Annotated in this window: 28 protein-coding genes; 16 read left to right on the top strand and 12 right to left on the bottom strand. The window is 63.5% G+C overall.

Annotated elements, in window-relative coordinates; genetic code table 11:
* Positions 1 to 1,191, bottom strand: a complete 1,191-nt coding sequence (locus tag EEB11_RS13695; RefSeq protein ID WP_135432201.1) for a cytochrome b/b6 domain-containing protein — start codon at positions 1,189 to 1,191, stop codon at positions 1 to 3.
* A gap of 187 nt (positions 1,192 to 1,378) precedes the next feature.
* On the opposite strand from EEB11_RS13695, the gene fabD reads away from it, so the two are divergent.
* The 3 genes from fabD to EEB11_RS13680 all read left to right on the top strand — a co-directional run bounded on the left by fabD (position 1,379) and on the right by EEB11_RS13680 (position 3,553).
* Complete coding sequence (gene fabD, locus EEB11_RS13690) at positions 1,379 to 2,308, top strand: ACP S-malonyltransferase (RefSeq protein ID WP_135432199.1); 930 nt, start codon at positions 1,379 to 1,381, stop codon at positions 2,306 to 2,308.
* Between the two features lie 87 nt (positions 2,309 to 2,395).
* A complete protein-coding gene (fabG, locus tag EEB11_RS13685; protein ID WP_135432197.1) occupies positions 2,396 to 3,133 on the top strand; it encodes a 3-oxoacyl-[acyl-carrier-protein] reductase in 738 nt (245 codons plus the stop codon).
* A 186-nt stretch (positions 3,134 to 3,319) separates the two neighbouring features.
* Complete coding sequence (locus EEB11_RS13680) at positions 3,320 to 3,553, top strand: acyl carrier protein (RefSeq protein ID WP_013067402.1); 234 nt, start codon at positions 3,320 to 3,322, stop codon at positions 3,551 to 3,553.
* Positions 3,554 to 3,692: 139 nt separating this feature from the next.
* On the opposite strand, the gene ssb is transcribed toward EEB11_RS13680, so the two are convergent.
* A complete protein-coding gene (gene ssb, locus EEB11_RS13675; protein ID WP_135432195.1) occupies positions 3,693 to 4,232 on the bottom strand; it encodes a single-stranded DNA-binding protein in 540 nt (179 codons plus the stop codon).
* A gap of 254 nt (positions 4,233 to 4,486) precedes the next feature.
* Here ssb and EEB11_RS13670 point away from each other — a divergent pair, with 254 nt between their 5' ends.
* Positions 4,487 to 5,098, top strand: coding sequence for a lytic transglycosylase domain-containing protein (locus EEB11_RS13670; protein ID WP_135432193.1), 612 nt, complete (start codon positions 4,487 to 4,489; stop codon positions 5,096 to 5,098).
* 53 nt (positions 5,099 to 5,151) lie between these two features.
* Here EEB11_RS13670 and EEB11_RS13665 read toward each other — a convergent pair whose 3' ends face one another.
* Positions 5,152 to 6,138, bottom strand: coding sequence for an aldo/keto reductase (locus tag EEB11_RS13665; protein WP_135432191.1), 987 nt, complete (start codon positions 6,136 to 6,138; stop codon positions 5,152 to 5,154).
* A gap of 115 nt (positions 6,139 to 6,253) precedes the next feature.
* On the opposite strand from EEB11_RS13665, the gene ccmA reads away from it, so the two are divergent.
* From ccmA to EEB11_RS13640, 5 genes are read left to right on the top strand one after another with little or no spacing between them, the layout of a single operon-like run.
* The gene (ccmA, locus tag EEB11_RS13660; protein WP_135432189.1) at positions 6,254 to 6,877 is read left to right on the top strand and encodes a heme ABC exporter ATP-binding protein CcmA; all 624 of its coding nucleotides are present in this window, start codon (positions 6,254 to 6,256) and stop codon (positions 6,875 to 6,877) included.
* Positions 6,874 to 7,530 (top strand): heme exporter protein CcmB, encoded by a 657-nt coding sequence (ccmB, locus tag EEB11_RS13655; RefSeq protein WP_135432187.1) that lies wholly within the window; start codon positions 6,874 to 6,876, stop codon positions 7,528 to 7,530. The genes ccmA and ccmB overlap by 4 nt, the downstream gene beginning before the upstream one ends.
* A 54-nt stretch (positions 7,531 to 7,584) precedes the next feature.
* Positions 7,585 to 8,316: a heme ABC transporter permease gene (locus EEB11_RS13650; protein ID WP_135432185.1), complete on the top strand. Its 732-nt coding sequence runs from the start codon at positions 7,585 to 7,587 to the stop codon at positions 8,314 to 8,316.
* Entirely contained in the window at positions 8,313 to 8,480 is a 168-nt protein-coding gene (ccmD, locus tag EEB11_RS13645; protein ID WP_135432183.1) for a heme exporter protein CcmD, read from the top strand. Before EEB11_RS13650 ends, ccmD begins: the two co-directional genes overlap by 4 nt.
* On the top strand, positions 8,473 to 9,018 hold the full coding sequence (locus EEB11_RS13640) for a DsbE family thiol:disulfide interchange protein (protein WP_135432181.1): 546 nt from the start codon (positions 8,473 to 8,475) through the stop codon (positions 9,016 to 9,018). The genes ccmD and EEB11_RS13640 overlap by 8 nt, the downstream gene beginning before the upstream one ends.
* A gap of 331 nt (positions 9,019 to 9,349) precedes the next feature.
* Here the strand turns inward: EEB11_RS13640 and acnA are convergent, their stop codons facing one another.
* Positions 9,350 to 12,124, bottom strand: coding sequence for an aconitate hydratase AcnA (gene acnA, locus EEB11_RS13635; protein ID WP_135432179.1), 2,775 nt, complete (start codon positions 12,122 to 12,124; stop codon positions 9,350 to 9,352).
* A gap of 240 nt (positions 12,125 to 12,364) precedes the next feature.
* Between acnA and EEB11_RS13630 the strand changes: the two genes are divergently transcribed.
* Positions 12,365 to 13,069, top strand: coding sequence for a DUF1223 domain-containing protein (locus EEB11_RS13630; protein WP_435531111.1), 705 nt, complete (start codon positions 12,365 to 12,367; stop codon positions 13,067 to 13,069).
* A gap of 3 nt (positions 13,070 to 13,072) precedes the next feature.
* Here EEB11_RS13630 and EEB11_RS13625 read toward each other — a convergent pair whose 3' ends face one another.
* From EEB11_RS13625 to purB, 5 genes are all read right to left on the bottom strand, one after another.
* Positions 13,073 to 13,954 carry a lysophospholipid acyltransferase family protein gene (locus EEB11_RS13625; protein ID WP_135432177.1) on the bottom strand — a complete coding sequence of 294 codons (882 nt, stop codon included), beginning with the start codon at positions 13,952 to 13,954 and terminating at the stop codon, positions 13,073 to 13,075.
* A gap of 9 nt (positions 13,955 to 13,963) precedes the next feature.
* Complete coding sequence (locus EEB11_RS13620) at positions 13,964 to 14,863, bottom strand: DMT family transporter (RefSeq protein ID WP_135432175.1); 900 nt, start codon at positions 14,861 to 14,863, stop codon at positions 13,964 to 13,966.
* 84 nt (positions 14,864 to 14,947) lie between these two features.
* Entirely contained in the window at positions 14,948 to 16,030 is a 1,083-nt protein-coding gene (locus tag EEB11_RS13615; RefSeq protein ID WP_135432173.1) for a flagellar motor switch protein FliG, read from the bottom strand.
* 84 nt (positions 16,031 to 16,114) lie between these two features.
* Entirely contained in the window at positions 16,115 to 16,276 is a 162-nt protein-coding gene (locus tag EEB11_RS19580; RefSeq protein WP_167852746.1) for a hypothetical protein, read from the bottom strand.
* A gap of 129 nt (positions 16,277 to 16,405) precedes the next feature.
* Positions 16,406 to 17,710, bottom strand: a complete 1,305-nt coding sequence (purB, locus tag EEB11_RS13610; RefSeq protein WP_135432503.1) for an adenylosuccinate lyase — start codon at positions 17,708 to 17,710, stop codon at positions 16,406 to 16,408.
* 78 nt (positions 17,711 to 17,788) lie between these two features.
* On the opposite strand from purB, the gene EEB11_RS13605 reads away from it, so the two are divergent.
* Positions 17,789 to 18,112, top strand: coding sequence for a hypothetical protein (locus EEB11_RS13605; RefSeq protein WP_135432171.1), 324 nt, complete (start codon positions 17,789 to 17,791; stop codon positions 18,110 to 18,112).
* Here EEB11_RS13605 and EEB11_RS13600 read toward each other — a convergent pair.
* Together EEB11_RS13600 and EEB11_RS13595 are read right to left on the bottom strand one after the other, a co-directional pair.
* Complete coding sequence (locus EEB11_RS13600) at positions 18,107 to 18,550, bottom strand: GNAT family N-acetyltransferase (RefSeq protein WP_135432169.1); 444 nt, start codon at positions 18,548 to 18,550, stop codon at positions 18,107 to 18,109. The two genes, EEB11_RS13605 and EEB11_RS13600, sit on opposite strands and share 6 nt — an antisense overlap.
* Before the next feature lie 115 nt (positions 18,551 to 18,665).
* A complete protein-coding gene (locus EEB11_RS13595) occupies positions 18,666 to 20,036 on the bottom strand; it encodes a M20/M25/M40 family metallo-hydrolase (RefSeq protein ID WP_135432167.1) in 1,371 nt (456 codons plus the stop codon).
* 161 nt (positions 20,037 to 20,197) lie between these two features.
* Here EEB11_RS13595 and EEB11_RS13590 point away from each other — a divergent pair, with 161 nt between their 5' ends.
* The 4 genes from EEB11_RS13590 (at position 20,198) to ispG (ending at position 24,615) form a co-directional block, all read left to right on the top strand.
* Positions 20,198 to 20,608: a hypothetical protein gene (locus EEB11_RS13590; protein ID WP_135432165.1), complete on the top strand. Its 411-nt coding sequence runs from the start codon at positions 20,198 to 20,200 to the stop codon at positions 20,606 to 20,608.
* Between the two features lie 173 nt (positions 20,609 to 20,781).
* The gene (gene hemA / locus EEB11_RS13585; protein WP_135432163.1) at positions 20,782 to 22,011 is read left to right on the top strand and encodes a 5-aminolevulinate synthase; all 1,230 of its coding nucleotides are present in this window, start codon (positions 20,782 to 20,784) and stop codon (positions 22,009 to 22,011) included.
* A 117-nt stretch (positions 22,012 to 22,128) separates the two neighbouring features.
* Positions 22,129 to 23,349 (top strand): helix-turn-helix domain-containing protein, encoded by a 1,221-nt coding sequence (locus EEB11_RS13580; protein WP_135432161.1) that lies wholly within the window; start codon positions 22,129 to 22,131, stop codon positions 23,347 to 23,349.
* Positions 23,350 to 23,475: 126 nt separating this feature from the next.
* On the top strand, positions 23,476 to 24,615 hold the full coding sequence (gene ispG, locus EEB11_RS13575) for a flavodoxin-dependent (E)-4-hydroxy-3-methylbut-2-enyl-diphosphate synthase (RefSeq protein WP_135432159.1): 1,140 nt from the start codon (positions 23,476 to 23,478) through the stop codon (positions 24,613 to 24,615).
* Between the two features lie 20 nt (positions 24,616 to 24,635).
* On the opposite strand, the gene mnmA is transcribed toward ispG, so the two are convergent.
* On the bottom strand, positions 24,636 to 25,772 hold the full coding sequence (gene mnmA, locus EEB11_RS13570) for a tRNA 2-thiouridine(34) synthase MnmA (protein ID WP_135432157.1): 1,137 nt from the start codon (positions 25,770 to 25,772) through the stop codon (positions 24,636 to 24,638).
* Between the two features lie 141 nt (positions 25,773 to 25,913).
* On the opposite strand from mnmA, the gene sciP reads away from it, so the two are divergent.
* Positions 25,914 to 26,192, top strand: coding sequence for a CtrA inhibitor SciP (gene sciP / locus EEB11_RS13565; protein ID WP_135432155.1), 279 nt, complete (start codon positions 25,914 to 25,916; stop codon positions 26,190 to 26,192).
* Positions 26,193 to 26,271: the final 79 nt, after the last annotated feature.

Genomic DNA, 26,271 nt, shown 5'->3' with positions numbered 1-26,271 from the left:
TTACTGCCGCGTGGCGGTCAGCGCCACATCGACGGTGACGCCAAAGCCGACCGAGGCCTCATCTGTATAGGTGGCCCCCATGCCGAAATCGCGGCGGTCGAGGCTGGCCTGGCCGGTCATGGTGGCGATGTCGCCATCGATGACAAGGGTAAAGGGCAGGGTGACCGGCACCGCTGTGCCGCGCAAGGCAAGGGTGCCGGTCGCCTCATACCCTGTGGCGGCAGGCAGGATGTCGGCAGTGAAGATGGCCTGCGGGAATGCGGTCACGTCGAAGAAATCGGCGGATTTGGCTTGGCTTGTGACCGAGCCGAGCGTCAGTGAGCCGGTGTCGATGCTGACGGTGACGCTGCCGTTGGTGCCGTTGGTGGCCACCTCATCAAAGGTGATGTCGGCGGTCCAGTTGGCAAAGCTGCCGCTGACCTGCTGGCCCATCTGGGTGACCGCAAGGCCAAGCGTGCCTTCGCTGACCTGCCAATTGCCCGCAGCCGGGACGGTTGGGGTGGCGATGGCCTGCGTCACCGGCTCGCCCCGTGGCATGGCAGCCACGGCCGCGCCAAGGCCGAACAGCGCCACCGCCGTGAGCAGCGGCAGGGGGGATCGCCGTGCGAGAACCGGCATGGCAGGCGCGTTGATGCCGCGCGTCATCCGGCGCAGGGTATCGTCGCGGTCGACCACATGATGCTTCAGCGCGCCCGCGACATGCAGCAGGATCGACCCGATCATCAGCTTGGTGAACACCCAATGCGCGGCTCCCGCAGTCGCCGCCACCGCTTCGGACTGCGGCACGAAGGGCAGGCCCTGACCGAAGGGCCACCAGATCGGCGCAAAACCTGTGACGGCGGCGTGATGCACCCAGCCGGTCAGCGGCACGGCGACGAGGGAGATATAAAGCATCCAGTGCACGAGGCGGGCCAACCACAGTTCCAGCCGCCGGTCAGGGTGCAGGGGCACGGGGTGGGCCTCGAACAGGGTCCACAGTATGCGGCCAAGGGCCACGAAAAACACCACGACGCCCAGCGTCTTGTGCACGGAAAACACCTGCGCCTTGAGCGCAAGTTGCTGCGCGGTGTCATAGGGCAGACGGTTGGCGACCAGCCCCAAGGGAATGGCGATCAGGATCAAGGCGGCTGTGGCCCAGTGGAACAGGCGGGCGATGCGTCCGTAAGAGCGCTGCGAATTGCGGGCGGACATGGGGGTCTTCTCCGGTCTGGGGTGTGACGGCGCTGTGCCGCCGCTCTGGCGGCAAACTAACGGCTTCGCCGGGCAAAAGCAGCCTGTTCCCGCGCACATATGCTGTGCAAAGCGCGCAATCCGGCGCGGTGATTGCGCTGGGGGCGGCAGCGCGGTATCTGGAGGCAGACATCAGACGGGAGGCACTATGGGCCGCGCATTCGTATTTCCGGGTCAGGGGGCCCAAACCATCGGCATGGGTCGCGCCCTTGCCGAGGCCTATCCGGCGGCAAAAGCCGTGTTCGACGAGGTGGATGACGCCTTGGGCGAACCGCTGTCAACGCTGATCTGGGAAGGTGACATCGCCGATCTGACGCTGACGCAGAACGCGCAACCTGCGCTGATGGCAACATCCATCGCGGCGCTGCGCGCGATGGAAGCCGAAGGCTTTGGCATCGACCACGCCGATTTCGTGGCCGGGCATTCCTTGGGCGAATATTCGGCGCTGTGCGCGGCGGGGGCTTTGACACTTTCCGATACCGCGCGGCTGCTGCGCATTCGTGGCGTGGCGATGCAAGAGGCGGTGCCTGTGGGTGTGGGCGCGATGGCGGCCCTTCTGGGGCTGGACTTCGAGACAGTGGTGGCGATCGCCGCCGAAGCCGCGGGAGATGAGGTCTGTCAGGCCGCCAATGACAATGACCCAGGCCAGGTGGTGATTTCCGGCCACAAGGACGCGGTGGACCGCGCCATGGTGCTGGCAAAGGAGCGCGGGGCCAAACGCGCCCTGCTGCTGCCGGTATCGGCCCCGTTCCATTGCGCGCTGATGGCGCCCGCCGCCCATGTGATGGCCGAGGCCTTTGCAGCCGTGGTGATCAGCAAACCGGTCTGCCCGGTGGTGGTGAACGTGCGGGCCGAAGCGGTGGAGGAACCCGACCGCTTTCGCGACCTGCTGATCGCGCAGGTGACGGGTGCCGTGCGCTGGCGCGAGAGCATGCAGTGGATGGAGCGGGCTGGGGTGACGGAGTACTGGGAAATCGGGGCCGGCAAGGCGCTGTCGGGCATGATCAAGCGGATCGTGCCGGGGGCGGAGGTGCGGGCGATTGGCCTGCCCGGCGATGTGCTGGCGCTGAAGGGCTGAGGGTGGCACCGGGGGCTGACCCCGGGGGGCTGTCTGCCCCCCGGACCCCCCGAGGATATTTTTTAACAGGTGATGAGGAGGTGGGTCATGTTTGATCTGACCGGGAAGACGGCTTTGGTCACGGGGGCGTCGGGCGGAATCGGCGCCGAGATTGCGCGAGTTCTGCACGGCGCGGGGGCGATGGTAGCGCTGTCGGGCACGCGGCTGGAGCCGCTGGAGCGGCTTGTGGCGGAACTGGGCGGGCGGGCGCATGTGCTGGCCTGCAACCTGTCGGACGTGGCCGAGGTCGAGGGGCTGGTGAAGCGCGCAGCGGAAGCCATGGGATCGGTTGATGTGCTGGTCAACAATGCCGGGATCACCCGCGACGGGCTGATGATGCGGATGTCGGATGATGACTGGCAATCGGTGATCGACGTCAACCTGACCGCGACGTTCCGGCTGTGCCGGGCGGCAGTGCGCGGCATGATGAAGGCGCGCTGGGGGCGCATTGTGAACATCAGTTCGGTCGTCGGCACCACAGGCAACGGGGGGCAGGTGAACTATGCCGCCTCCAAGGCCGGGATGGTGGGGATGTCGAAATCGCTGGCGGTGGAAGTGGCCAGCCGGGGAATCACGGTGAACTGTGTGGCCCCGGGGTTCATCGAAACCGCGATGACCGAAAAGCTGAATGACACGCAGCGTGCGGCGATTCTGGGCAATGTGCCCGCTGGTCGCATGGGCACCCCGCCCGAGATTGCGGCGGCGGTGCTGTATCTGGCCTCATCCGAAGCCGGATATGTCACCGGCGCCACCTTGCATGTGAATGGCGGGATGGCCATGATATGACATGCTTGGACACCACGCCGGGCACGGTTTTGTGAAAGCGTTTGCCTAAGCGTGCCGCCCTTGCTATAGGCGCGCTGGAAATCACTGGCGGTGCTGGTGTCGTCGCCCCGTTGCGATGGAATCGCCCCCGCAAGGGGTACAGACAAGAGACGGGAAATCCTCCCGCTGGATATAAGAGGAAGTGACATGAGCGACATCGCTGACCGCGTGAAGAAGATCGTCGTTGAGCATCTGGGCGTCGAAGAGGACAAGGTCACCGAGACCGCCTCTTTCATCGACGATCTGGGCGCGGACTCGCTCGACACTGTCGAACTGGTCATGGCGTTCGAGGAAGAATTCGGGATCGAAATCCCCGATGACGCCGCCGAAACCATCCAGACCTTTGGCGATGCTGTGAAGTTCATCACCGAAGCCGCCTGATCTGCGGATCAGGCAGAGATGCGGAACGGGCACCCCTTTGCGGGTGCCTTTTTCGTTTGGCGGGTGGCACAGGGCGGCGGGCATGAAAAAGGCCCCGTGTCCTGTGGACCGGGGCCTTTTGCCGTGTGACGCGCTCTGATCAGAACGGGATTTCGTCGTCGAGGTCGGACCGCCCGCCAGAGGGCGCGCGATCGCCACCGCGAGACCCGCCGCCCGAGCCGCCGCCAGAGCCGCCGCCTGATGGCGCGCTGCCATAATCGTCATAGCCGCCGCGGTCATCGTAGCCGCCCTGACCGCCGCCCCCACCGCCGCCCGAGCCGCCTTCGCCACGGCCGCCGAGCAACGTCATTTCACCCCGGAACTGGCGCAGCACGATTTCGGTGGTGTAACGGTCGGCCCCGGACTGATCCTGCCATTTGCGGGTTTCCAGCTGGCCTTCAATATAGACGGTGGAACCTTTGCGCAGGTATTGCTCGGCAATCTTGGCCAGACCTTCGTTGAAGATCGCGACCGAGTGCCATTCGGTGCGTTCTTTCTTTTCACCCGTCTGCTTGTCGCGCCAGTTTTCCGAGGTGGCAATCCGCAGGTTGACCACCTTGCCGCCATTGGCAAAGCTGCGCACCTCGGGGTCGCGGCCCAGATTGCCGACGATGATGACCTTGTTGACCGAGCCTGCCATGGAATCCCTCCGCTATGGGTCTGCCCCGGCGCTGTGCAGGGGTTTGATCGACCGGAGCATCCCCGGTCTTGGTTAAAGAAATCCTATAACGGCCGGAGGGCGGGGCTGCAATGTGCAGGCGGGGCTTGTGCGGCGAAAGCCGGTAGCAAAAAACCGCCGAAGCCGGATCTGGCGCAAGCCGGGGCATGTGGGCACTGGATTAGCGACGAAAAATCCCTATAATCGCCGGGTCTGAGGCAACCCGGAATGGTTTCATGAAGCTGACTGCCACGGTTCTGTCCACCACCCTTGCGTTTGCGCTGTGCGGCATTGCCCCCGCTGTAGTGCAGGCCGAGCCGCTGACCCTGTCGGGGTCGTCCAAGAACCGGGCTTCGGTGTTCAATTCGCAGAAAAAGCTGCTCGATGGCCGTTTGTCCAAGCAATACGAGGCATCGGTGCGGCTGACGCCGAAGGGCAAGACCGGGGCGGCGGAGGCGACCGTAGCACCCCGCTATGCCGGGCGCTACAAGGGCGAATATCTGGCTGTGGCGCGCACAATGGCCAGCAAGCATGGGATTCCCGAAGACCTGTTCCTGCGGCTGGTGCAGCAGGAATCGGGCTGGAACCCCGGCGCGGTGTCACACAAGGGGGCCACGGGTCTGGCGCAGCTGATGCCGGGCACGGCACAGAAACTGGGGGTGGATATCAACGATCCGCACCAGAATCTGGAAGGCGGGGCGCGCTATCTGAAAATGATGTATGCCAAGTTCGGCAGCTGGCGGCTGGCGCTGGCGGCCTATAACGCGGGGCCGGGGGCGGTGGAAAAGCACAACGGCATTCCGCCGTACCCTGAGACAGTGAATTACGTGAAGGCGATTCTGGGCTGAACTGGCTTTCACGCGGATAGGGGGCGGCGCAGAGGATGCGCCGCCCTTTTGCGTTACCACAGATGGGCGACGTGTGGCGCAATCAGGCGGGTGTAGACATCGCGCGCGGCCTGCATCTGATCGGCGGTGAGCGCGGGCAGATCGGCTGCGGCGGCATTGGCCTGCGCTTGCGCAGGGGTCTTTGCGCCGGGAATGACCACGGTGACCGCTTGTTCCATCATGATCCAGCGCAGCGCGAAGGCCGCCATCGGCACACCTTGCGGGACCGCTGCGCGCAGCGCCTCTACCGCCTCCAGCGCCACGTCGAAGGGCACGCCGCTGAAGGTTTCGCCCTTGTCGAACGCCTCGCCGTTGCGGTTGAAGGCGCGGTGGTCGTCGGCAGCAAACTGGCTGTCGGCACTCATCTTTCCGGTCAGCAGGCCCGAGGCAAGGGGGACGCGGGCGATGATGGCCACGCCTTTCGCGCGCGCCTCGGCAAAGAAGGTGTCGGCGGGTTTCATGCGGAACATGTTGTAGATGATCTGCACCGAAACGACGCCGGGATGCTGAATGGCCGCGCGCGCCTCTTCCACCGTTTCGACCGAAACGCCGTAATCGGCGATCTTGCCCTTGGCCTTGATGGCATCCAGTGCCGCGAACATCGTGGCGTCGGAATAGACCGGCGTCGGCGGGCAATGCAATTGCACCAGATCGAGGCAGTCAACCTTCAGGTTCTTCAGGCTTCGGTCGATGAAGGCTTCGATATTTGCGCCGGTGTACCCTTCGGCACTGTGCGGATCGAGCCTGCGGCCAGCCTTGGTGGCAACAAAGGGGCGCGCGCCACCGCGTTCCGCCAGAACCTCGGCGATGATCTGTTCGCTGCGGCCATCGCCGTAAACATCGGCGGTGTCGATGAAGGTCATTCCGGCATCAAGGGCGGCGTTCAGGGTGGCTTTCGCATCCTCCCACGTCACCTCGCCCCAGGTGCCGCCGATGGCCCAGGCGCCAAAGCCGATGGGGGTGGTCGTGCTGCCGGTGCGGCCAAAAGGGTGGGTCTGCATGGGGTATCCTTTGTGTGTTTGCAGCAACGTAAGGCCGGGAGCAGTGGATTGCCATGGTGCCGCAGGCCGTTACGGGGTCTTTTCGTGTCGCATGGCTTGGGATAGGGCTGGGGGCATGGATCTGGTGGTGGACAATCTGGCGGTGGCGCGCGGTGGCCTGACGGTGCTGGAGGGCGTGAGCTTTTCGGTGGAGCCCGGGCAGGCGTTGATCCTGCGCGGACCGAACGGGGTGGGCAAGACCACGCTGTTGCGCACCTTGGCCGGGTTGCAGCCGGCAGTGGCTGGCAGCATCAGCGCGCCGCCCGAAAGCCTGACCTACGCCGCCCATGCCGACGGGCTGAAAGCGGTGCTGACGGTGGAGGAGAATCTTCAGTTCTGGGCCGCGATCCACGGGGTTGGCGGGGTGACGGACGCGATGGCGCAGATGAACCTGACCGATCTGCGTGCGCGAAGGGCGGCCAACCTGTCGGCCGGGCAGAAGCGGCGGCTGGGGCTGGCGCGGCTGCTGGTGACGGGACGCGCCATCTGGGTGCTGGACGAGCCGACGGTGTCGCTTGATACCGCATCCGTGGCACTGTTTGCGGGCGTGGTGCGGGCGCATCTGGGGGCGGGCGGTATGGTGCTGATCGCCACCCATATTGATCTGGGGCTGACCGAGGCTGCGGTGCTGGACCTCGGGCCATTCAAGGCCAAGGCTCCGGTCGCGACCGGCGGCGGCTTTGACGAGGCGTTCACATGAATGCCCTGCTGATCCGCGATCTGCGGCTGGCGTTCCGCGCCGGAGGGGGCTTTGGGCTGGGCCTTGCGTTTTTCCTGCTGGTGGCGGTGCTGGTGCCGTTGGGGGTGGGGCCTGAACCGGCGACGCTTGCGAAGATTGCGCCCGGTATCCTGTGGGTGGGGGCGTTGCTGGCCTGCCTTTTGTCGCTCGACCGGATCTTTGCGCTGGATTTCGAGGATGGCTCGCTGGACCTGCTGGCGACTTCGCCCATTCCGCTGGAAGGGGTGGTGGCGGTCAAGGCGCTTGCCCATTGGCTGGTGACGGGCCTGCCGCTGACGCTGTGTGCCCCGATGCTGGGGGTATTGTTGAACCTGCCGGGGCCGGGTTATCTGTGGCTGGTGGTCAGCCTTGCGGCGGGTACACCGGCGCTGTCGGTGATCGGGGCCTTTGGCGCGGCGCTGACGGTGGGCATCAAGCGCGGCGGGCTGCTGTTGTCGCTGCTGGTGCTGCCCTTGTATGTGCCGACGCTGATCTTTGGCGCGGAAGTGGTGAAGCGCGGGGCCACCGGGGCCGAAGCGCTGGTGCCGCTGTTGCTGCTGGCGGGAATCACCGCGGGGGCGGTGGCGCTGCTGCCCTTTGCGGCGGCGGCGGCGCTCCGCGTCAATCTTCGCTGAGCTTTGACGGGAGTGTGACTTGAGACGGTTCGCAAGAGAGGGTAGGGCAGCCTGATGTCAGTCTGGGAATATGCCAATCCAAAACGGTTCATGCAGGTATCTGCCCGGGTTTTGCCCGTGGTGGTCGGGCTGACTGTGGTCAGCCTGGTGACCGGGCTGATCTGGGGGTTCTTCTTTACGCCGGATGACTTCCGGCAAGGGTCCACGGTGAAGATCATCTTCCTGCATGTGCCGACCGCGATGATGGCGATCAATGCCTGGGTGATGATGCTGGTGGCCAGCCTGATCTGGCTGATCCGGCGCCATCATGTGAGCGCGCTTGCCGCCAAGGCAGCGGCGCCTGTGGGGCTGACATTCACCCTGATCGCGCTGGTGACCGGCGCGCTGTGGGGGCAGCCGATGTGGGGCACCTGGTGGGCCTGGGACCCGCGCCTGACCGCGTTCCTGATTCTGGCGCTGTTCTACCTTGGCTATATCGCGCTGTGGCAGGCGGTGGATGACCCCGATACCGCTGCCGATCTGACAGCCGTGCTGTGCATGGTCGGGTCGGTCTTTGCGGTGCTGTCGCGGTATGCGGTGAAGTTCTGGAATCAGGGGCTGCATCAGGACTCGACCATTCTGAAGGTGGGCGAAAAAGACCCGATCGACGTGGCTTATTACGTGCCGCTGGTGGTGTGCATCTTGGGATTTGTGCTGCTGTTCGTGGCGCTGGTGCTGATGCGAACCCGAACCGAGATTCGCGCGCGACGTCTGTCTGCGCTGCTGGCACAGGAGCGTCTGGCATGATCCCCGATCTGGGCCGCTATGCGGTGGCGGTGCTGTCATCTTATGGGGCGACGATTGTGCTGGTGGCGGCGGTGGTTGCGCTGACCCTGTGGCAGGGGCGACGGGTCAAGCGGCAGTTGCAAGAGGTTGAGGCGCGGCAGGGAAAGGCGAAGACAAATGGCTAAGTGGTTGATGGCCTTGCCGCCGCTGATTTTTGCCGGGCTGGCCGGGGCGTTTTACGTGCAGATGATGCAGAAGAACCCCAATGACATGCCGACCGCGTTTCAGGATCGCGCCGCTCCGGTGGTGCCGGTGACCGGGCTTGCAGGTGTGCCGCAGCTGACCGATGCCGATTTACGCACGGGCCAGGTGACGGTGGTGAATTTCTTCGCCACCTGGTGCCCGCCCTGCCGGGCGGAACATCCGGTGCTGATGCAGATGGCGGCCGATGGGGTGCGGGTGGCAGGCATCAACATCATGGATGATGACGCCAAGGCGATTGCCTATCTGGCCGAGGAAGGGAACCCGTTCTTTGGCGTGGCAACCGATCCGCAGGGTCGCAACCGGGTGGAATGGGGCGTGACCGCGCCGCCAGAGACGTTCATCCTGCGTGGCGATGGCACGGTGGCAATGCGGTTCATCGGGCCGCTGATCGGGACCGATTACGAAAACCGGTTCGTACCCGCCCTGGCCGCAGCCCTGGCCGCGCAAGCGGCGGGCTGACACCCGCCGCTTACTCCAACAGCATCAGTCCCAACAGCACAAACACCATCAGCTCTCCCCACGGCAGGCACATGGCGCCGTGCGTCTTTCGGGCCTTTGGCGCATGATGCGGCGCGATCTGGGGGGAGCGGGATGGCATGAAAAAACTTTTGGCACTGGTTACAACACTCATCAGCATTGCCGGCAAAGTCTGAACAAGGAGTTAACAAGACCGTCCAAACGTTCCTGTCCGCGGCACTGCGGCCAAAAAGCCCGGACCTTGCGGTCCGGGCTTTTCAATCTGCGTCTCACGTGGTCTTTGATCCGTAAAGACCCCAGAAAAGCGCCCTGATCAGGCCTTCGCCAGATCGCGCAGCACGTAATGCAGCACGCCGCCGTGCTCGACGTATTCAATCTCGATCTCGGTGTCGATGCGGCACTTGATCTGGATGGTTTTCGCGGTGCCATCGGCATAGGTGATCGTGCAGGGCACGAGGCTCAGCGGTTTCAGATCACCGTCAAGGCCGTGGATGCTGACGGTTTCATCCCCCGTCAGGTTCAGCGATTTGCGGGTCATCCCTTCGGTGAACTCGAACGGGATCACCCCCATGCCGACGAGGTTCGACCGGTGGATGCGTTCAAACGATTCCGCGATCACCGCCTTGACGCCCAGCAGCGCCGTGCCCTTGGCCGCCCAGTCGCGGCTTGAGCCTGCGCCGTATTCGATGCCGCCAAAGATCACCAGCGGGGTGCCAGCCTCCTGGTAGGCCATCGAGGCATCATAGATGCTGGTCTGCGCGCCATCGGGGCCTTTGGTATAGCCGCCCTCGACCCCATCCAGCATCTCGTTCTTGATGCGGATATTGGCGAAGGTGCCGCGCATCATCACCTCATGGTTGCCACGCCGCGAGCCGTAGGAGTTGAACTCGGATGTCGGAACCTGACGGTCTGTCAGATACTTGCCAGCCGGCGTTGATCCTTTGAACGACCCGGCGGGCGAGATGTGATCGGTGGTGATCATATCGCCAAGCAGAGCTAGAACACGCGCGCCGTCGATGTTCGAAATCACGCCCGGTGTTTTGGACATGCCTTTGAAATAGGGCGGGTTCTGGATGTAGGTCGATGATGTCGGCCAGTCATAGGTTTCCGAATCCGTCACCTTCACGGCCTGCCATTTTTCATCACCCTTGAAGACATCGGCGTATTTCTTCTGGAACGCCTCGCGCGTCACCACCGCATGCACGATGTCGGCGATTTCCTTGTTGGTGGGCCAGATATCTTTCAGATAGACCGGCTTGCCGTCCTTGGAGGTGCCCAGCGGTTCGGTGGTCAAGTCGATGTTCATGTCGCCGGCCAGTGCATAAGCCACCACCAGCGGCGGCGATGCCAGATAGTTGGCGCGCACATCGGGGCTGATCCGGCCTTCAAAGTTGCGGTTGCCCGACAGCACGGAGGTGGCAACCAGATCGCCATCGTTGATCGCCTTGGAGATTTCGGGCGCCAGCGGGCCGGAGTTGCCGATGCAGGTGGTGCAGCCATAGCCGACAAGGTTGAAGCCGACGGCATCAAGGTCTTCCTGCAAGCCAGCGGCGTTCAGATATTCCGACACGACCTGGCTTCCAGGGGCGAGCGAGGTTTTCACCCATGGCTTGCGGTTCAGACCCAGCGCACGCGCCTTGCGCGCCACCAGACCGGCGCCTATCAGCACGTAAGGGTTAGACGTGTTGGTGCAGGACGTGATCGACGCAATCACCACGGACCCGTCGCGCAGGGTGTAGTCCTGACCTTCGACCGATGCAGTCGACATGCCAAGGTGATCGCCGGGAATATCCTCCGGGGCCGGGGCGGGCGCGCCGCCTTCGGCTGTCATCTCGGCCTTTTCCATCTTGGGCACAGTGGGCGCCTTGCGCATGCCGCGGATGTATTCGCCAAACGCAGTGGAGGCGCTGGTCAGCGGCAGATAATCCTGCGGACGCTTCGGGCCCGAGATGGCGGGCACGATGGTGCCCATGTCCAGCTCCAGCGTGCTGGTGTAGATCGGTGCGTAGTCCGCGCCGCGCCACATGCCGTTTTCTTTGGCATAGGCCTCGACCAGCGCGATCCGCGACTCCTCACGCCCCGTTCCGCGCAGATAGCGGATGGTTTCGTCATCGATCGGGAAGAAACCGCAGGTGGCGCCATATTCCGGCGCCATGTTGGCGATGGTGGCGCGGTCTGCCAGCGGCAGACGGTCCAGCCCGTCGCCGTAGAATTCGACGAACTTGCCAACCACGCCATGTTTGCGCAGCATCTGCACAACCTTCAGCACCAGATCGGTGGCGGTGGTGCCTTCCATCATCTGGCCGGTCAGGCGGAAGCCGACCACTTCGGGGATCAGCATCGACACCGGCTGGCCCAGCATCGCGGCCTCGGCCTCGATCCCGCCGACACCCCAGCCCAGAACGGCAAGGCCGTTGACCATGGTGGTGTGGCTGTCGGTGCCGACAAGCGTATCCGGGTAGGCCACCATGTTGCCGTGCTGGTCGGTATCGGTCCAGACGGTCTGCGCCAGATATTCCAGGTTCACCTGATGGCAGATGCCGGTGCCCGGCGGCACCACGCGGAAGTTGTTGAATGCGTTCTGACCCCACTTCAGGAAGACATACCGCTCCATGTTCCGTTCATATTCCCGGTCCACGTTGGCCTGAAACGCGCGCGGGGTGCCGAATTCGTCGATCATCACCGAATGGTCGATGACAAGATCGACCGGGTTCAGCGGGTTGATCTTTTGCGCGTCGCCGCCAAGGCCAAGGATGCCATCGCGCATCGCGGCAAGGTCGACCACGGCGGGAACGCCGGTGAAATCCTGCATCAGCACGCGGGCGGGGCGATAGGCAATCTCACGCGGGTTCTGCCCGCCCATCTTGCCCCAGTCGGAAAACGCCTTGATGTCGTCGACCGAGACGGTTTTGCCATCCTCGAACCGCAGCATGTTTTCCAGCACCACCTTGAGCGCGGCGGGGAGTTTGGAGAATTCGCCCAAGCCAGCCGCTTCAGCGGCGGGGATCGAATAATAGCTGACGGTCTGGCCGCCTGCTGTCAGGGATTTGCGGGTTTTCTGGCTGTCATGTCCGACGGTGACGGTCATTTTGGGCCTCTTGGCTATTGGATTGGGAATGGCTTAAGGTCGTGTCCAGCCGCATGGGCCGGGGAATCGCTGGCTTTGTATACAATTGTATGCCAATAATCCAGTCCTCGTTTCAGTCAACTTGATTGCATCTTGGCACGACAGAACCGTGATGGGAAATGGTCTTGCCCTCGCAAAACCTTGATTGGCAGCGCACGGGTCCTGTCTGTAGAACGAAAGGGCAGATTTGGGGATGACAACGTGACGATGCGGTTATTGGTCAGCGCGACTTTCGGGCTTTGGATCGGCATTGCCGGTGCAGCACAGGCGCAGACGTCGCCGGTTCTGGTGGAACTCTACACATCTCAGGGCTGTTCTTCCTGCCCCCCCGCCGATGAATTCATGGTGGAACTGGTCAAAAGCCCCGATGTCATCGCCCTGTCGCTGCATGTGGACTATTGGGATTACATCGGCTGGCGCGATACCTTCGCCAGCCCTGCCTTCACCCAGCGGCAAAAAGCCTATGCCAAGGCGGTTGGCAGCCGGATGATTTACACCCCGCAGATGATTGTCGGGGGATTGGACCGCGTAGAGGGCAATGATCCGGTGCAGGTGGCCGCGGCGATCCGCCGGCATCAGGCGCAGGCCAGCCCGGTGCGGCTTACGGTGACGCGTGACGGTGATCAGATTGTCATTCGCGCCGAGGCGGACCCGCCGCTGACCAAACCGGCACGCATTCAGGTGATCCGTTATCTGCCCGAAGCCACCGTGGCCATCGGCCGGGGCGAGAATGAGGGGCGCGAGGTGACCTATACCAATATCGTCACCGACTGGCAGTCGGTGGCCGACTGGCCGGGGCAGGCCCCGTTCGAGATGACGGCTGAGGTTTCTGGCCCCGATCCGGTGGTGGTGGTGGTTCAGACCGAAGGCCCGGCAGATGTGCTGGCAGCGGCGCAAGCCAAATAGACCTTACGGCTTCCACCGGCGGTGGATCCAGAACCACTGCTCGGGATATTGCCGGATCAGCCGTTCCAGATTGTCATTCAGCGCCTGTGTCATGATTTCCGGCGTCGAGTGCGGGATCGGGGGATCTACGATGATCTGAAACGACAAGCCATCCGGCTGGCGGATGGCATAGGTCGGGATCAGCACCGCGTTATACTTCAGCGCCATGTCGGCGGCGGACAGCGCGGTCAGCGCCTCTTGCCCGAAGAAGGTCAGCTTGACGCCCTTGTGCATGCGCTGATCGGGCAGGATGCCCAGCATGCCGCCTGCGCGCAGATGTTTCAGCATCTGCCCCATGCCCTGCCGCCCGCGTTCAAAGAGCGGCTGGCCGATGGTGCCGATGGCCTGCACATAATGATCATTGAACCAGGGGTTCGACATCGGACGATACAGCGCGCCAAGTTTGTAGCCGCGCGCGATCAGCGCCGCACGCACCGCATCGTAATTGCCGAAATGCCCGGTGGCGAGGATGACGGGTTGGCTGGCGGCATGCGCTGCCTCCAGCGCCGCAACACCGCCTCCCGTCAGCGGCAGTTCGGTGGTGCGGGCGATGAATTCGGCCCCCGAATAGATCTCGATCACCGTGCGCCCGATGTTTTCCGGCACGCGGGCCACCATGCGGGCGATCTGGTCTTCGGGAAGGTCGGGCAGGGTGTGCGAAAGGTTGTCACGGATGCGCTGTGGCCAGCCGGCCATGGGCGCAATCAGACGCGCCATGATCCAGCCACACAGCGGCACGCGCCAGCGGTAGGGCAGCGCCAACAGCAGCCACAGCACCGCGCGGATGCTGCGGTCGGTCAGCCATTGCCGCCAGGTGCCAGATATGTGGGCGTCAGGTTCGGTCATCCGGTCCGTTTACTGGGTCTTGGATGCGCCATGCACCCGGGTTTCGCGGTGCCAGACATAAAGACCCGCCGCCACGATCACAAGCGCACCGATGATGGTGGGCAGATCAGGCACCTCACCGTACAGGATATAGCCCCAGCCGGTGGCGAAAATCAGCCCGGCATAGGCGAAAGGTGCGACAGATCCCGCCTGCGCCAGCGTGAACGACCGGATCAGGAACAGGTTGGCCGCGGTGCCAAGCGCGCCGATCAGCGCGAACAGCGGCCAGTCGGCCATCGGCACCGGCACCCAGACAAAGGGCAGGGTGACACTTGTGGCCGCCATGCCGAACAACGCGCCAAGGATCAGCGGCGTCCAGGCGGTTTCCTGCGGGCCAAGATGGCGGGTCAGCAGGGCGCTGATGGCATAGAACACGGCGGCAGCCAGCGGTAGCAGGGCGGCGGGGGTAAACACCGACAGGCCAGGGCGGATGATGATCAGCGCGCCGATCAGTGCGGCCACCACGCCCGCAATCCGGCGCGGCCCAAGGCGTTCGCCCAGGAAAAGCGCCGCCCCCAGCGTGATCAGCACCGGGTTCAGGTCACCAAGCGCCGTCGCTTCGGCCAGCCCGATATGGGGCAGGGCCGAAAAGAAACAGCCGATCGCACCCAGCTGACACACCCCTCGGATCAGGTGCAGCAGGGGCCAGCGGGTGCGCAGCATGGCAGGCAGACGCGGCCCCAGCAGCACCGCCACGATCAGCACCTGCCCGGCAAAGCGCGCCCAGATCACCTGCGGCACCGGATAGCGCGCGATCAGCCCCTTGGCCACGGCATCCATCGCTGCAAAGCAGAAAATGGCAAGCACCATCAACAAGATGCCGCTTTTGGTGTCTTTGATTGTGGGCAGGGCTGTCGGGGGCAGGGTCATGAGGCGTCCTTTTGCGGCGGACGCTATCTTGCCTGTCCGGGGTTCACAAGGCCGTGGCCTTGGCCCCGTGGTCAGGAGGGCAGATCACTCCTCGTCGCGGTTCATGACGATTTCACCGGCCCCTTCCAGCTGACGGATGGTGGTGACAATGCTTGTCATCGCTTCTTCGGCGTCCTTGTCCTTGACCTTGCCACGGGTTTGCATTTCGTCGCGGATGGATTGCGCCATGCGCTGCGACATGTTTGCCAGAATGAACTCCACCGCCGGGGCTTCGCGCGGGTTGGTCTGTGCCGCGGCAAGCGCCGTCACCAGCACCGGCAGATCAATCATGCGCACGACCTTGGGGATGTCGCGCGGCATGATGCGGGCGGGGATATGGGCAAAAGTGAAAATCGCCTTGCGCACCTGTTCGGCAAAGGCGGCATCTTCGGCATCCAGCCCGGTCAGCACGTCATCGCGCGTGGCCGAAGTAGAGATGTTGAGGATGGCCCCCACCCGCTCTACCGGGCCCGCGTCAAAGGCGCTGGCGGGCTGCGCATCCAACTGCATGGCCAGCGACTGGCCGATGCGGCGCACGGTGTCGGGGCCGACCTTGCCGGTCATCGACACCGCATAGACCACCCGGCGCGCCCGGTCCCCCGGCAGGCGGCCCAGCAGTTCGGCCGCCTTTGGCACCGGCAGTTTGGACAGCATGACAGCGGCCACCTCCACACTCTCCGCCTCCAGCACCGGCAAAAGCCGGTCAACCGGCAGGGTGGTCAGCCGCTCCCACGGGTCGCCATTGCCAAGCGCCCCGGCAAGGCGGCGCAGGCGGCTGGCCGCCGTGGCGCTGATATGGCCATCCATCATGGTCAGCGCGCCGTCGATTCCGCCGGGGAACGACAGGCCCACCTCTTCCAGCTCGGACAGAAATTCCTCAACCACCTGTGACAGGGTGTTGCGATCCACCAGGCGCATCTGGCCGATCTGTTCGGTCAGCGCTGCCTGCATGTGGTCTGGCAGCGAGGTGACCGGCAAAGACCCGCCCTCTGCCAGCATCAAGCGCACGATGATCGCCGCCTTTTCGCGCGCGGTGGGGGGGCGGCGTTCGCCCAACGAACCGCCGAAAGAAACGGCGCGCTGCACCGGGGTGATGCGCGCCAGAGCATGGCCAAAGTCGTCCGGCATGATGTGTCCCGTTCTGGTGATCCTGCCAAGACAGAGTGTCACGCCAGAATTAACGCCGGGTTACAGCCAACCGTGGTTTTCGGTTCAGGTGGTGGGCGTCAGGGTGCATTCGCCCTTGGCCTGATCCCAGGTCATGCCCTCTTTGCAAGAGGAGGCGGTGATCTCTTTTGCCCCGGAGCATTGGGCCATCGCTACCGATGGCAGCAGCATGAGCGCGATGACGGCGGCGGTAAGCGTTGTTTTCATCAGGCGTCCTTCCCATGGTAAAATGTCTGGAATCCAAGGGTAGCACGGATTGCAGCACATCAAGAAGGCATGCCGGCGGGGGCATAACCCCGCCGGTCACACTTTCGTGAGCTGCCGGACTTTCAGGCGTCAGGCCCCGAACACCCGGGCAAAAATCGTGTCGACATGTTTGGTGTGATAGCCAAGATCGAATTTTTCTTCGATCTGCGCCGGGGAAAGGGCGGCCAGAACTTCGGGGTCGGCCAGCAATTCCGTTTTGAAATCAGCGCCTTGTTCCCAGACCTTCATGGCGTTTCTTTGAACCAGACGGTAGCTGTCTTCGCGCGACACGCCCGCTTGGGTCAGCGCCAGCAGCACCCGCTGGCTCATCACCAGACCGCGGAACTTGCTCATGTTCCGCATCATGTTTTCCGGGTAAACCACCAGTTTTTCTACCACATTCGCCAGACGGTGCAGGGCGAAATCCAGCGTGATGGTTGCATCCGGCCCGATCGCGCGTTCAACGGATGAGTGGCTGATATCGCGTTCATGCCACAGCGCCACATTCTCCATCGCGGGCACCACGGCCATGCGGACCAGCCGTGCAAGGCCTGTCAGATTCTCGGTCAGCACAGGGTTGCGCTTGTGCGGCATGGCACTCGACCCCTTCTGACCGGGGGAAAAAAACTCTTCGGCCTCCAGCACTTCGGTGCGCTGCATGTGGCGGAATTCGGTCGCGATGTTCTCGATGCTGCTGGCGATCACCCCCAGCGTGGCAAAGAACATCGCATGCCGGTCGCGCGGGATGACTTGGGTGGAAATGGGCTCGGGCGTCAGGCCCAGTTGCGCGCAGACATGTTCCTCGACGCGCGGGTCGATGTTGGCGAAGGTGCCAACAGCACCGGAAATCGCCCCCGTCGCCACTTCGGCGCGGGCATTGATCAGCCGCGCACGACCCCGCGCCATTTCGGCATAGAACCGCGCGAAGGTCAGGCCCATCGTGGTCGGTTCGGCATGGATGCCATGGCTGCGGCCGATGCGGACGGTGTCCTTATGCTCCAGCGCGCGCGCCTTCAGCGCCGCCAGCACCCGGTCGACGCCCGCGAGCAGCAGGTCCGCCGCGCGCACCAGTTGCACGTTCAGCGTGGTGTCCAGCACGTCGGAGCTGGTCATGCCCTGATGCACAAAACGCGCATCATCGGCCCCGATATGTTCGGCCAGATGGGTCAGGAAGGCGATGACGTCATGCTTGGTGACCGCCTCGATCTCGTCGATCCGCGCCACGTCGAATTCCACATCCTTCGCGCGCCACACCGCCTCGGCATTGGCCTTCGGAATCACCCCCAGGTCTGCCATGGCGTCGCAGGCATGGGCCTCGATCTCGAACCAGATGCGGAATTTCGTGGCCGGAGACCACAGGGCAACCATCTCGGGGCGGGAATAACGCGGGATCATCACGAACCTATCATTGGAAAGGGGGTGCGCGGCCCCCTTAAACTGCGGACGTGTGTGACGCAAGGCAAAGGGGGCCAGATGCGGGAATTGGCGATGATCCTGATGCTCTGGCCCGGGGTGGTGCTGGCCGACGGTTGGCAGCAGCTGACCGGGGATCAGATCGCCGACGCGCTGACCTCTCGCCTTGTGGTGTTCCCCGATGGCGTGGCGCAATACTTCCTCGACGACGGTCGCACGGTCCGGGCCGGGGGCTGGGGCGAGTGGCGGGTCGACGGCGACCTGTATTGCGAAATCTGGTCCGGCAAGCGCCCGATCTGCGCGCAGGTGGACAGTGACGGTCCGGGCCTGCGGTTTCGGGAAGACAGCGGCTTTACCCGCGCCGGCAGCTATGGCGACCTATAGCGTCACGCGATAGCGGATGTGGCCATCCTCTTCGCAGAACGTGTCATACAGTCGCCGCGCCACTGCATTGTCACGGTGGGTGTGCCAGTACAGCCGGTGCCAGCCCTGTGCTTTGCCAAGGGCGACCAGATCTTCGATCAGCGCCCGCCCCACGCCCTGACCGCGCGAGTCGGCTGTTACGAACAGGTCTTCCAGATAGACATCCTCTGCCACCACCCATGTCGAGCAATGGGCATGGTGAATGGCAAAGCCGCGCAATTCGGCCCCGTCAAACGCCAGTCGGCACTGCATACGGTGCGCCGGGTCCAGACAGCGCGCCCAAGTTGCTGCTGTGACTTCGTCGGGCAGCGTCACCTCATAAAATGTCAGGTAATCCTGCCACAACCCACGCCACGCCGCTTCGTCCCCAGCAGTGGCGCTCCGAATGGAAATGTTCACAGCCCGCCTCCATTTTCAGTCTTGAAATATCCTCGGGGGTGCCGATTGGCTTCGCCATCGGCACGAGAACCCAATTGCCGGGGGGGCAGACAGCCCCCCGGCCTGTCCGCCAGATCTATGCCAGCCGGTCGAGCACCCGCGCCCACGAGCGGATGCCCTTGTGGAACGACTCCAGATCATATTTCTCGTTGGGGCTGTGGATCAGGTCATCGTCGCGGCCAAAGCCTATCAGCATGGCATCCATGTCCAGATAGGTCTTGAAATACCCCGCAATCGGGATTGACCCGCCGCAGCCGACAAAGGCGGCGGGTTTGCCCCATTCATCTGACAGCGCCTGACGCGCGGCATCAAAGGCCGGGGCCTCGACCGACATGACGCCTGCGGGGCTGTTGCCATGGCCATTGAACTCCACCCGGCAATCGGGGGGTAGTTGCGCCTGCACCCAGGCGCGGAAGTGGTCGCGCAGCGCGTCGGGGTCTTGTCCTGCCACCAGACGGAACGAGATCTTGGCATGGGCCTGCGCCGGCAGCACGGTCTTGAACCCGTCGCCGGTATAGCCGCCCCAGATGCCGTTCACTTCCGCCGTCGGGCGGGACCACAGCATTTCAAGCGGCGTGCGGTCCTGCTCGCCTGCCGGGACTGACAGGCCGACATCGCCAAGGAATTTCGCGTGGTCAAAAGACAGCGACTGCCATTGTGCGCGGATGGCATCGGGCAGTTCCTGCACGCCGTCATAGAAATGCGGAATGGTGATGCGGCCGGACGCGTCGTGCAGATTGCCAAGAATGCGCGACAGCACCCGGATCGGGTTGATCGCGGCCCCACCATAGCTGCCCGAATGCAGATCCTTGTCGGGGCCGTGGATGGTGAGTTCCTCGCCCAAGAGCCCACGCAGCATGGTCACAATCGCGGGGGTGGTGTCTTCGAACATGCCGGTGTCGCAGATCAGGGCGACGTCGGCGCGCAACTCCGCCGCATTGTCCTGCATGAAGGGAATCAGGCTGGGCGAGCCGGATTCTTCTTCGCCTTCCAGAAAGATCGTCAGCTTGCCGGGCAGGGTGCCGTGCACCGCTTTCCAAGCGCGGCAGGCCTCGACAAAGGTCATCAGCTGGCCCTTGTCATCCGATGCCCCGCGCCCGCGGATCACCCGGCCCTTGGGGGTGTCCTGCACTTGCGGATCGAACGGGTCGCGGTCCCACAGATGCAGTGGATCAACCGGTTGTACGTCATAATGGCCGTAGAACAGCAGGTGCTTGTCGCCGGTGCCACCATGGGCCACCACCATCGGATGCCCCGGCGTCGGGCGGCTGGAGGCGTCAAATCCCAGCGATGCCAACTCCTCCACCAACCAGTCGGCGGCGCGGGTGCAATCAGACTTATAGGCCGGGTCGGTCGAGATGGACGGAATGCGCAGCAGATCGAGCAGCCGGTCCAGCGACTGGTCCAGATCGGCGTCGATACGGGCAAGGACTGTGTCCAGAGACATGATTTCTTTCCATTTCTCTACTTAATGTGAACTTGAAACGGACGTTAACAGGATGCAAGGCACTGTCCAGAGGGCTGGCTTTGCGCTAAATCGCAGCGGGGGACTTTGACATAGCCGGGCAGGGACTGTCCGGTGCTGGAGGATATATGGGCAGCACAGCCATGACAAAAGCAGGCATTCTGGCGGGCGGATTGGTTTTCGCCGGCATGATGGCACAGGCGCAGGTTCAGGCACCAAGCGTTCCGGTTGAGGCCGGGGTGAGCGCCGGATCAGCGGTGAACCTGTATCTGCACCCGTTCCTGACGCCGGAAGAGCTGACCACGCTGCGGCTGGTGGCCACGAATGATCAGGCGCTGTCGCTGTTCGTGACCAGTCGCGCGGGCCATGCGGCACTTGCCGTCTCGCCGCAGGACGGGTTTGTGCGCAACGGATCGCCGGTGCCCTCGGCCGTGGCCCTTGGCGATCTGCCCGATGCGGCGGCGGCACGCGCAGCGGCCCTGGCCGCCTGTGATCAGGCGCGCGTGGGGCAAGAACCCTGTGTGGTGGTGCTGGACGTCGCGCCGGCGCCGTGACGCGGCCCGTGATGGCGCGCGTCCGGGCGGCAGGGGCGTCAAATTGCCCTGTTTCCCTTTGCCCCCGGCTTGATGCACATCAAGGCAAGCCGCAGCCCGTTGCCTGATTGTCAGGCGGATCTGCACGCAACACCCCCTGCAACCCTTAGGCAGGGGGGATACGGAGAAGACCCATGCGCTATGACACTGACCTCGATATCGCCCTGCAACGCCTGCATGATGAAGGGCGCTACCGCACCTTTATCGACATTGAACGGCAGAACGGCCAGTTCCCGCATGCGGTCTGGACCCGGCCTGATGGCAGCAAGAAAGATATCACCGTCTGGTGCGGCAATGATTATCTGGGCATGGGCCAGCACCCGGTGGTGCTGACCGCGATGCACGAGGCGCTTGAGGCTACCGGGGCCGGATCGGGCGGCACGCGCAACATCTCTGGCACCACGGTCTATCACAAACGGCTGGAGGCAGAGCTAGCCGATCTGCACCGCAAAGAGGCGGCGCTGGTGTTCACCAGTGCCTATATCGCCAATGATGCCACCCTGTCGGTTCTGCGCCAGATCTTCCCCGGCCTGATCATCTATTCCGACGCGCTGAACCATGCCTCGATGATCGAAGGCGTGCGGCGCGGCGGGGGGGTGAAGCGGATTTTCCGCCACAATGATGTGGCCCATCTGCGCGAACTGCTGGCGGCGGATGATCCCGAGGCACCCAAGCTGATCGCGTTTGAGTCGATCTATTCGATGGACGGCGACTTCGGCCCGATTGCGGCGATCTGTGATCTGGCGGATGAATTCGGCGCTCTGACCTATCTGGACGAGGTGCACGCCGTTGGCATGTATGGCCCGCGCGGGGCCGGGGTGGCCGAACGCGACAACCAGATGCACCGGGTGGACATCATCAACGCCACGCTGGCCAAGGCTTTCGGCGTGTTCGGCGGCTATATTGCTGCAAGTGCGAAGATGGTCGATGCGGTGCGGTCCTATGCGCCGGGGTTCATTTTCACCACGTCGCTGCCACCCGCGGTTGCGGCCGGGGCGGCGGCGAGCGTGCAGTTTCTGAAAACCGCGGAAGGGCAAAAACTGCGCGATTTGCAGCAAAGTTTTGCGAAAACTCTGAAGATGCGCCTCAAGGGGCTGGGCCTGCCGATCATCGACCATGGCTCGCATATTGTGCCGGTGCATGTCGGCGACCCCACCCATTGCAAGATGCTGTCTGACATGCTGCTAGATCAGTTCGGCGTCTATGTGCAGCCGATCAACTATCCCACTGTGCCCCGCGGCACCGAACGCCTGAGATTTACACCATCGCCTGTGCATGACTCTGTGGAAATTAATGCTTTGGTAACGGCTATGGATCATCTCTGGCGGCACTGTGCGCTAAATCGCGCCGAGGTATCCGCGTAGGGGCGTTCTCGCAGGTGCAAAAGACCTTGTGCTGTGTTATCGAATCCCTAATACGAACAAAATGAGTCGTGGTAAAAACGGCTAGAGGGACTTGGGGACAGTCATGGGGCAGCGCGCATGATCGGGCGGAGGGCGAAACCTTCGATGCCGGAGACAGAGGGGCCAAAGGGCTTTGATGACTTCGATCTGCTGCTGGGCGACCTTATGCGGGGCGAACGCGCCACCATGGGCAAATCGCTGCTGGATGTGCAGCGCGAGTTGAAGATCAAGGCCGCCTACATCGCCGCCATCGAAAACGCCGATATCTCTGCCTTTGAAACTCAAGGCTTTGTCGCCGGCTACGTGCGGTCCTACGCGCGCTATCTGGGGATGGACCCGGATATGGCCTTTGCCCGGTTTTCCAAGGAAGCGAATTTCGAAGTGGCGCATGGGATGAGTGCGGCAGCCTCGTCTTCGGGGATGACCGCCGCGCGCAGCCGCAGCACGCAGGTGTTCAGCGACCCGCTCGCCAATCCGAACGCCACCTTCATCCCCCGCAGCGAAAGCCTGTTTTCGCAGGTGGAACCGGGGGCGGTCGGATCGCTTCTGGTGCTGGTCGCGCTGATCGGGGCAATTGGGTATGGCGGCTGGTCGGTGCTGCAGGAAGTGCAGCGCGTGCAGCTGTCGCCGGTGGATCAGGCCCCGACGGTGGTGGCGGAAATCGATCCGCTGGGCAATGTCAGCGGCTCGGCTCCCTTGGTGCGGTCGGCCCCGGTGGCGGCAACCGAGTTGGCCGGCGCCGATCCGGTTCAGCAACAGGCCGAACAGATGGATCGCCTGTATCGTCCGCAGGCGCTTGATGTGCCGGTTCTGACCTCGCGCGATGGCCCGATTGCGGCGATCAACCCGCGTCTGGCGGCGGCGGCGGCCTCTCCCGAGGCGGTGGAGGCTGCGTTGGCCGAAGCCTTGGGCACCACGGACAAGCTGGTTCAGGTGGTTGCCAATGCGCAGCCGGGGGTCGAGATTCTGGCCGTGCGCCCGTCCTGGGTGCGGGTGTCTTCGGCCGATGGCACGGTATTGTTCGAAAAGATCCTGGATGCCGGCGAACGCTGGGCCGTGCCGCAACTGGAAGAGCCGCCAGTTCTGCGCGCGGGCAATTCCGGGTCGGTTTATTTTGCGGTGAACGGCCAGACCTATGGTCCGGCTGCCCCCGGTGCGCAGGTGGTCAAGAACGTCGCCCTGTCGCCCGAAGCGCTGACCGAAAGCTTCGCTGTCGCCGATCTGAACCGCGATGCCGATCTGGCTGCCATCGTCAGTATGGCCGATGCGTCGCAGGTTATTGCCGCGCCGTCGCAATAATCGGGCAACAGCGCGCATCCCACCGTTACAAGACTCTGTCAATCAACGCTGACAAGGCCGCCCTTGGCATTGCCGGGGCGGCCTTGTAGCCTTATCAAGGCACAGGTCTTTGAGGAGCCCCGCAAGATGAGCCTGAATTCCGTCCGCCCCTGGCGCAACATCTATCGCCGGGCCTCGCGCCAGATCCGCGTCGGCAAGGTGCTTGTGGGAGGCGATGCGCCGATTTCGGTGCAGACCATGACCAATACGCTGACCACCGATGTGGCGGGCACGCTGGACCAGATCCGGCGCGCGGCGATTGCCGGGGCCGATATCGTGCGCGTTTCGACCCCCGACCCGGAAAGCACGGCGGCCCTGCGCGAGATTTGCGCGGAAAGCCCGGTGCCGATCGTGGCGGATATCCATTTCCACTACAAACGCGCGATCGAGGCGGCAGAGGCGGGGGCGGCCTGTCTGCGGATCAACCCCGGCAATATCGGCGACGCGCGGCGCGTGGCCGAGGTGGTGAAGGCGGCGAAAGACTACGGCTGTTCCATCCGCATCGGGGTGAATGCCGGGTCACTGGAAAAGCACCTGCTGGACAAATACGGCGAGCCTTGCCCGGATGCGATGGTCGAATCCGGCATGGACCATATCATGCTGTTGCAGGACAACGATTTTCACGAATTCAAGATTTCGGTGAAGGCGTCGGATGTGTTCATGGCGGCGGCGGCCTATCAGCAGCTGGCCGAGGTGACCGACGCGCCGATCCATCTGGGGATCACCGAGGCCGGGGGGCTGCAGTCGGGTACGGTGAAATCGGCCATCGGGCTGGGCAACCTGTTGTGGATGGGCATCGGTGACACGATCCGGGTGTCGCTGTCAGCGGACCCGGTCGAAGAGGTGAAGGTCGGGTTCGAGATCCTGAAATCGCTCGGCCTGCGGCACCGGGGGGTGACGATCATCTCTTGCCCGTCCTGCGCGCGGCAAGGGTTTGATGTGATCAAGACGGTGACCGCGCTGGAAAACCGGTTGGCGCATGTGACGACCAGCCTGAGCCTGTCGATCATCGGCTGCGTGGTCAACGGTCCCGGTGAGGCGCTGATGACCGATATCGGTTTCACCGGCGGCGGGGCAGGGTCGGGGATGGTGTATCTGGCCGGCAAGCAAAGCCACAAGCTGGGCAATGACGCGATGATCGACCATATTGTCGAGCTGGTCGAGGCCAAGGCCGCCGAAATTCAGGCGGCAGAGGCGGAAGCGGAAGCGGCTCAGGCGGCTGAATAGGACGAATTATCTGTAAAAACTCAGCGCCCCCGCCAGACCCAGCCGCCGCCCAGCACCCGGCTGCCCTCGGGCGCATAGAACACACAGGCCTGCCCGGCGCTGACGCCATCTTCGGGGTCCAGCAGTTCGACCTCGGCCTCGGTCGCTGACAGCGGCCGGATCACCGCCGGGCGCGGCGGGCGGGTGGAGCGGACCTTGACATGCACTTGCCATTCGGGCTGCGCATCAAAGGGCACATCCCCCAGCCAGTTCACCTCGCGCACCGGGATGGTGCGGGTGGCCAACGATTCGCGTGGCCCCACGATGACGCGCCGTGTTTCGGGATCAAGCCGCACCACATAAAGCGGATCGCCCAGACCCCCGATGCCAAGACCTTTGCGCTGGCCGATGGTGTAATGGATCACGCCACGGTGCTGGCCCAGCACGCGGCCCTCCAGATCGACAATCTCACCCGGATCGGCGGCACCCGGGCGCAGTTTTTCGATCACTGCCGCGTAATTGCCATTGGGCACAAAGCAGATGTCCTGACTGTCGGGCTTGTCTGCCACCATCAGGCCATATTTCGCCGCCAATGCGCGGGTTTCGGCCTTGGAGTGCAGATGGCCAAGGGGAAAACGCAGGTAATCCAGCTGTTCTGCCGTGGTGGAGAACAGGAAATAGCTTTGATCACGGCCTGCATCGGCAGCGGCATGCAGTTCAGGACCGGCCGCACCGGCTTTGCGCTGGATATAGTGCCCGGTCGCCATGCAATCGGCATCAAGATCGCGGGCGGTGGCCAGCAGATCCTTGAACTTCACCCGCTCATTGCAGCGGATGCACGGCACCGGGGTGGCGCCCGCCAGATAGGCATCGGCAAACTCCTCCATCACGGCTTCGCGGAAGGTGTTTTCGTAATCCAGCACGTAATGCGGAAAGCCCATGGTTTCGGCCACGCGCCGGGCATCGTGAATGTCGCGCCCCGCACAGCAGGCCCCCTTTTTCGCCAGTGCCGCGCCATGATCATAAAGCTGCAGCGTGACGCCGACCACGTCATAGCCCTCGTCCTTCAGCATCGCGGCCACAACCGAGGAATCGACACCACCCGACATCGCCACCACGACCCGCGTGGCGGACGGCGGCTTTGGCAGCCCCAGCGAATTGAGCGGGTGGTCCAGCATGATCAAACCTTTCACGAATGGCGCGTAATATAGGAAAATACGCGGCAGTCTCAACCCCTTCTGTCGCGCAGCCTTCACCTTGACTTAAGTCTGATCGGGCACGGTCAGTCCAAATAAGGACGAAGATGGAAAGACATGGCCATGTATCTCAAACGTGTTGATGGCCCGCGTCAGGTGACCCTGCCGGATGGCAGCATTCTGACCCGCGCCGATTTGCCCGGGCCTGACACACGGCGCTGGGTTGCCAGTCGCAAAGCGGTGGTGGTGCGCGCGGTAATTCATGGTCTGATCACCGAGGCAGAGGCGCTGGAACGGTACGCCTTGTCAGAAGAAGAATTTGCGCTGTGGCGGCAGGCCGTTGAAACGCATGGCGAAAAGGCTTTGAAGGTCACTACAATTCAAAAGTATAGACAAGCATAAGTTGTTTTTATACTTTACAATGCCAGAGTAACCTATGGTTAGGCTCCAGACTCATTGATCGTCATAGCCAGAACATGAC

Source organism: Pseudotabrizicola sediminis (genome assembly GCF_004745575.1).
In the GTDB taxonomy this organism is placed as follows: domain Bacteria; phylum Pseudomonadota; class Alphaproteobacteria; order Rhodobacterales; family Rhodobacteraceae; genus Pseudotabrizicola; species Pseudotabrizicola sediminis.
The sequence above is the reverse complement of the archived record's forward strand: the minus strand, read 5'-3'. Positions and strand labels throughout refer to the sequence as shown.

What these genes read in the sequence shown, in the direction of transcription:
- EEB11_RS13695 (WP_135432201.1), bottom strand. Translation starts at nt 1,191, where the DNA reads ATGTCCGCCCGCAATTCGCAGCGCTCTTACGGACGCATCGCCCGCCTG.
- fabD (WP_135432199.1), top strand. Translation starts at nt 1,379, where the DNA reads ATGGGCCGCGCATTCGTATTTCCGGGTCAGGGGGCCCAAACCATCGGC.
- fabG (WP_135432197.1), top strand. Translation starts at nt 2,396, where the DNA reads ATGTTTGATCTGACCGGGAAGACGGCTTTGGTCACGGGGGCGTCGGGC.
- EEB11_RS13680 (WP_013067402.1), top strand. Translation starts at nt 3,320, where the DNA reads ATGAGCGACATCGCTGACCGCGTGAAGAAGATCGTCGTTGAGCATCTG.
- ssb (WP_135432195.1), bottom strand. Translation starts at nt 4,232, where the DNA reads ATGGCAGGCTCGGTCAACAAGGTCATCATCGTCGGCAATCTGGGCCGC.
- EEB11_RS13670 (WP_135432193.1), top strand. Translation starts at nt 4,487, where the DNA reads ATGAAGCTGACTGCCACGGTTCTGTCCACCACCCTTGCGTTTGCGCTG.
- EEB11_RS13665 (WP_135432191.1), bottom strand. Translation starts at nt 6,138, where the DNA reads ATGCAGACCCACCCTTTTGGCCGCACCGGCAGCACGACCACCCCCATC.
- ccmA (WP_135432189.1), top strand. Translation starts at nt 6,254, where the DNA reads ATGGATCTGGTGGTGGACAATCTGGCGGTGGCGCGCGGTGGCCTGACG.
- ccmB (WP_135432187.1), top strand. Translation starts at nt 6,874, where the DNA reads ATGAATGCCCTGCTGATCCGCGATCTGCGGCTGGCGTTCCGCGCCGGA.
- EEB11_RS13650 (WP_135432185.1), top strand. Translation starts at nt 7,585, where the DNA reads ATGTCAGTCTGGGAATATGCCAATCCAAAACGGTTCATGCAGGTATCT.
- ccmD (WP_135432183.1), top strand. Translation starts at nt 8,313, where the DNA reads ATGATCCCCGATCTGGGCCGCTATGCGGTGGCGGTGCTGTCATCTTAT.
- EEB11_RS13640 (WP_135432181.1), top strand. Translation starts at nt 8,473, where the DNA reads ATGGCTAAGTGGTTGATGGCCTTGCCGCCGCTGATTTTTGCCGGGCTG.
- acnA (WP_135432179.1), bottom strand. Translation starts at nt 12,124, where the DNA reads ATGACCGTCACCGTCGGACATGACAGCCAGAAAACCCGCAAATCCCTG.
- EEB11_RS13625 (WP_135432177.1), bottom strand. Translation starts at nt 13,954, where the DNA reads ATGACCGAACCTGACGCCCACATATCTGGCACCTGGCGGCAATGGCTG.
- EEB11_RS13620 (WP_135432175.1), bottom strand. Translation starts at nt 14,863, where the DNA reads ATGACCCTGCCCCCGACAGCCCTGCCCACAATCAAAGACACCAAAAGC.
- EEB11_RS13615 (WP_135432173.1), bottom strand. Translation starts at nt 16,030, where the DNA reads ATGCCGGACGACTTTGGCCATGCTCTGGCGCGCATCACCCCGGTGCAG.
- EEB11_RS19580 (WP_167852746.1), bottom strand. Translation starts at nt 16,276, where the DNA reads ATGAAAACAACGCTTACCGCCGCCGTCATCGCGCTCATGCTGCTGCCA.
- purB (WP_135432503.1), bottom strand. Translation starts at nt 17,710, where the DNA reads ATGATCCCGCGTTATTCCCGCCCCGAGATGGTTGCCCTGTGGTCTCCG.
- EEB11_RS13605 (WP_135432171.1), top strand. Translation starts at nt 17,789, where the DNA reads ATGCGGGAATTGGCGATGATCCTGATGCTCTGGCCCGGGGTGGTGCTG.
- EEB11_RS13595 (WP_135432167.1), bottom strand. Translation starts at nt 20,036, where the DNA reads ATGTCTCTGGACACAGTCCTTGCCCGTATCGACGCCGATCTGGACCAG.
- EEB11_RS13590 (WP_135432165.1), top strand. Translation starts at nt 20,198, where the DNA reads ATGACAAAAGCAGGCATTCTGGCGGGCGGATTGGTTTTCGCCGGCATG.
- hemA (WP_135432163.1), top strand. Translation starts at nt 20,782, where the DNA reads ATGCGCTATGACACTGACCTCGATATCGCCCTGCAACGCCTGCATGAT.
- EEB11_RS13580 (WP_135432161.1), top strand. Translation starts at nt 22,129, where the DNA reads ATGATCGGGCGGAGGGCGAAACCTTCGATGCCGGAGACAGAGGGGCCA.
- ispG (WP_135432159.1), top strand. Translation starts at nt 23,476, where the DNA reads ATGAGCCTGAATTCCGTCCGCCCCTGGCGCAACATCTATCGCCGGGCC.
- mnmA (WP_135432157.1), bottom strand. Translation starts at nt 25,772, where the DNA reads ATGCTGGACCACCCGCTCAATTCGCTGGGGCTGCCAAAGCCGCCGTCC.
- sciP (WP_135432155.1), top strand. Translation starts at nt 25,914, where the DNA reads ATGTATCTCAAACGTGTTGATGGCCCGCGTCAGGTGACCCTGCCGGAT.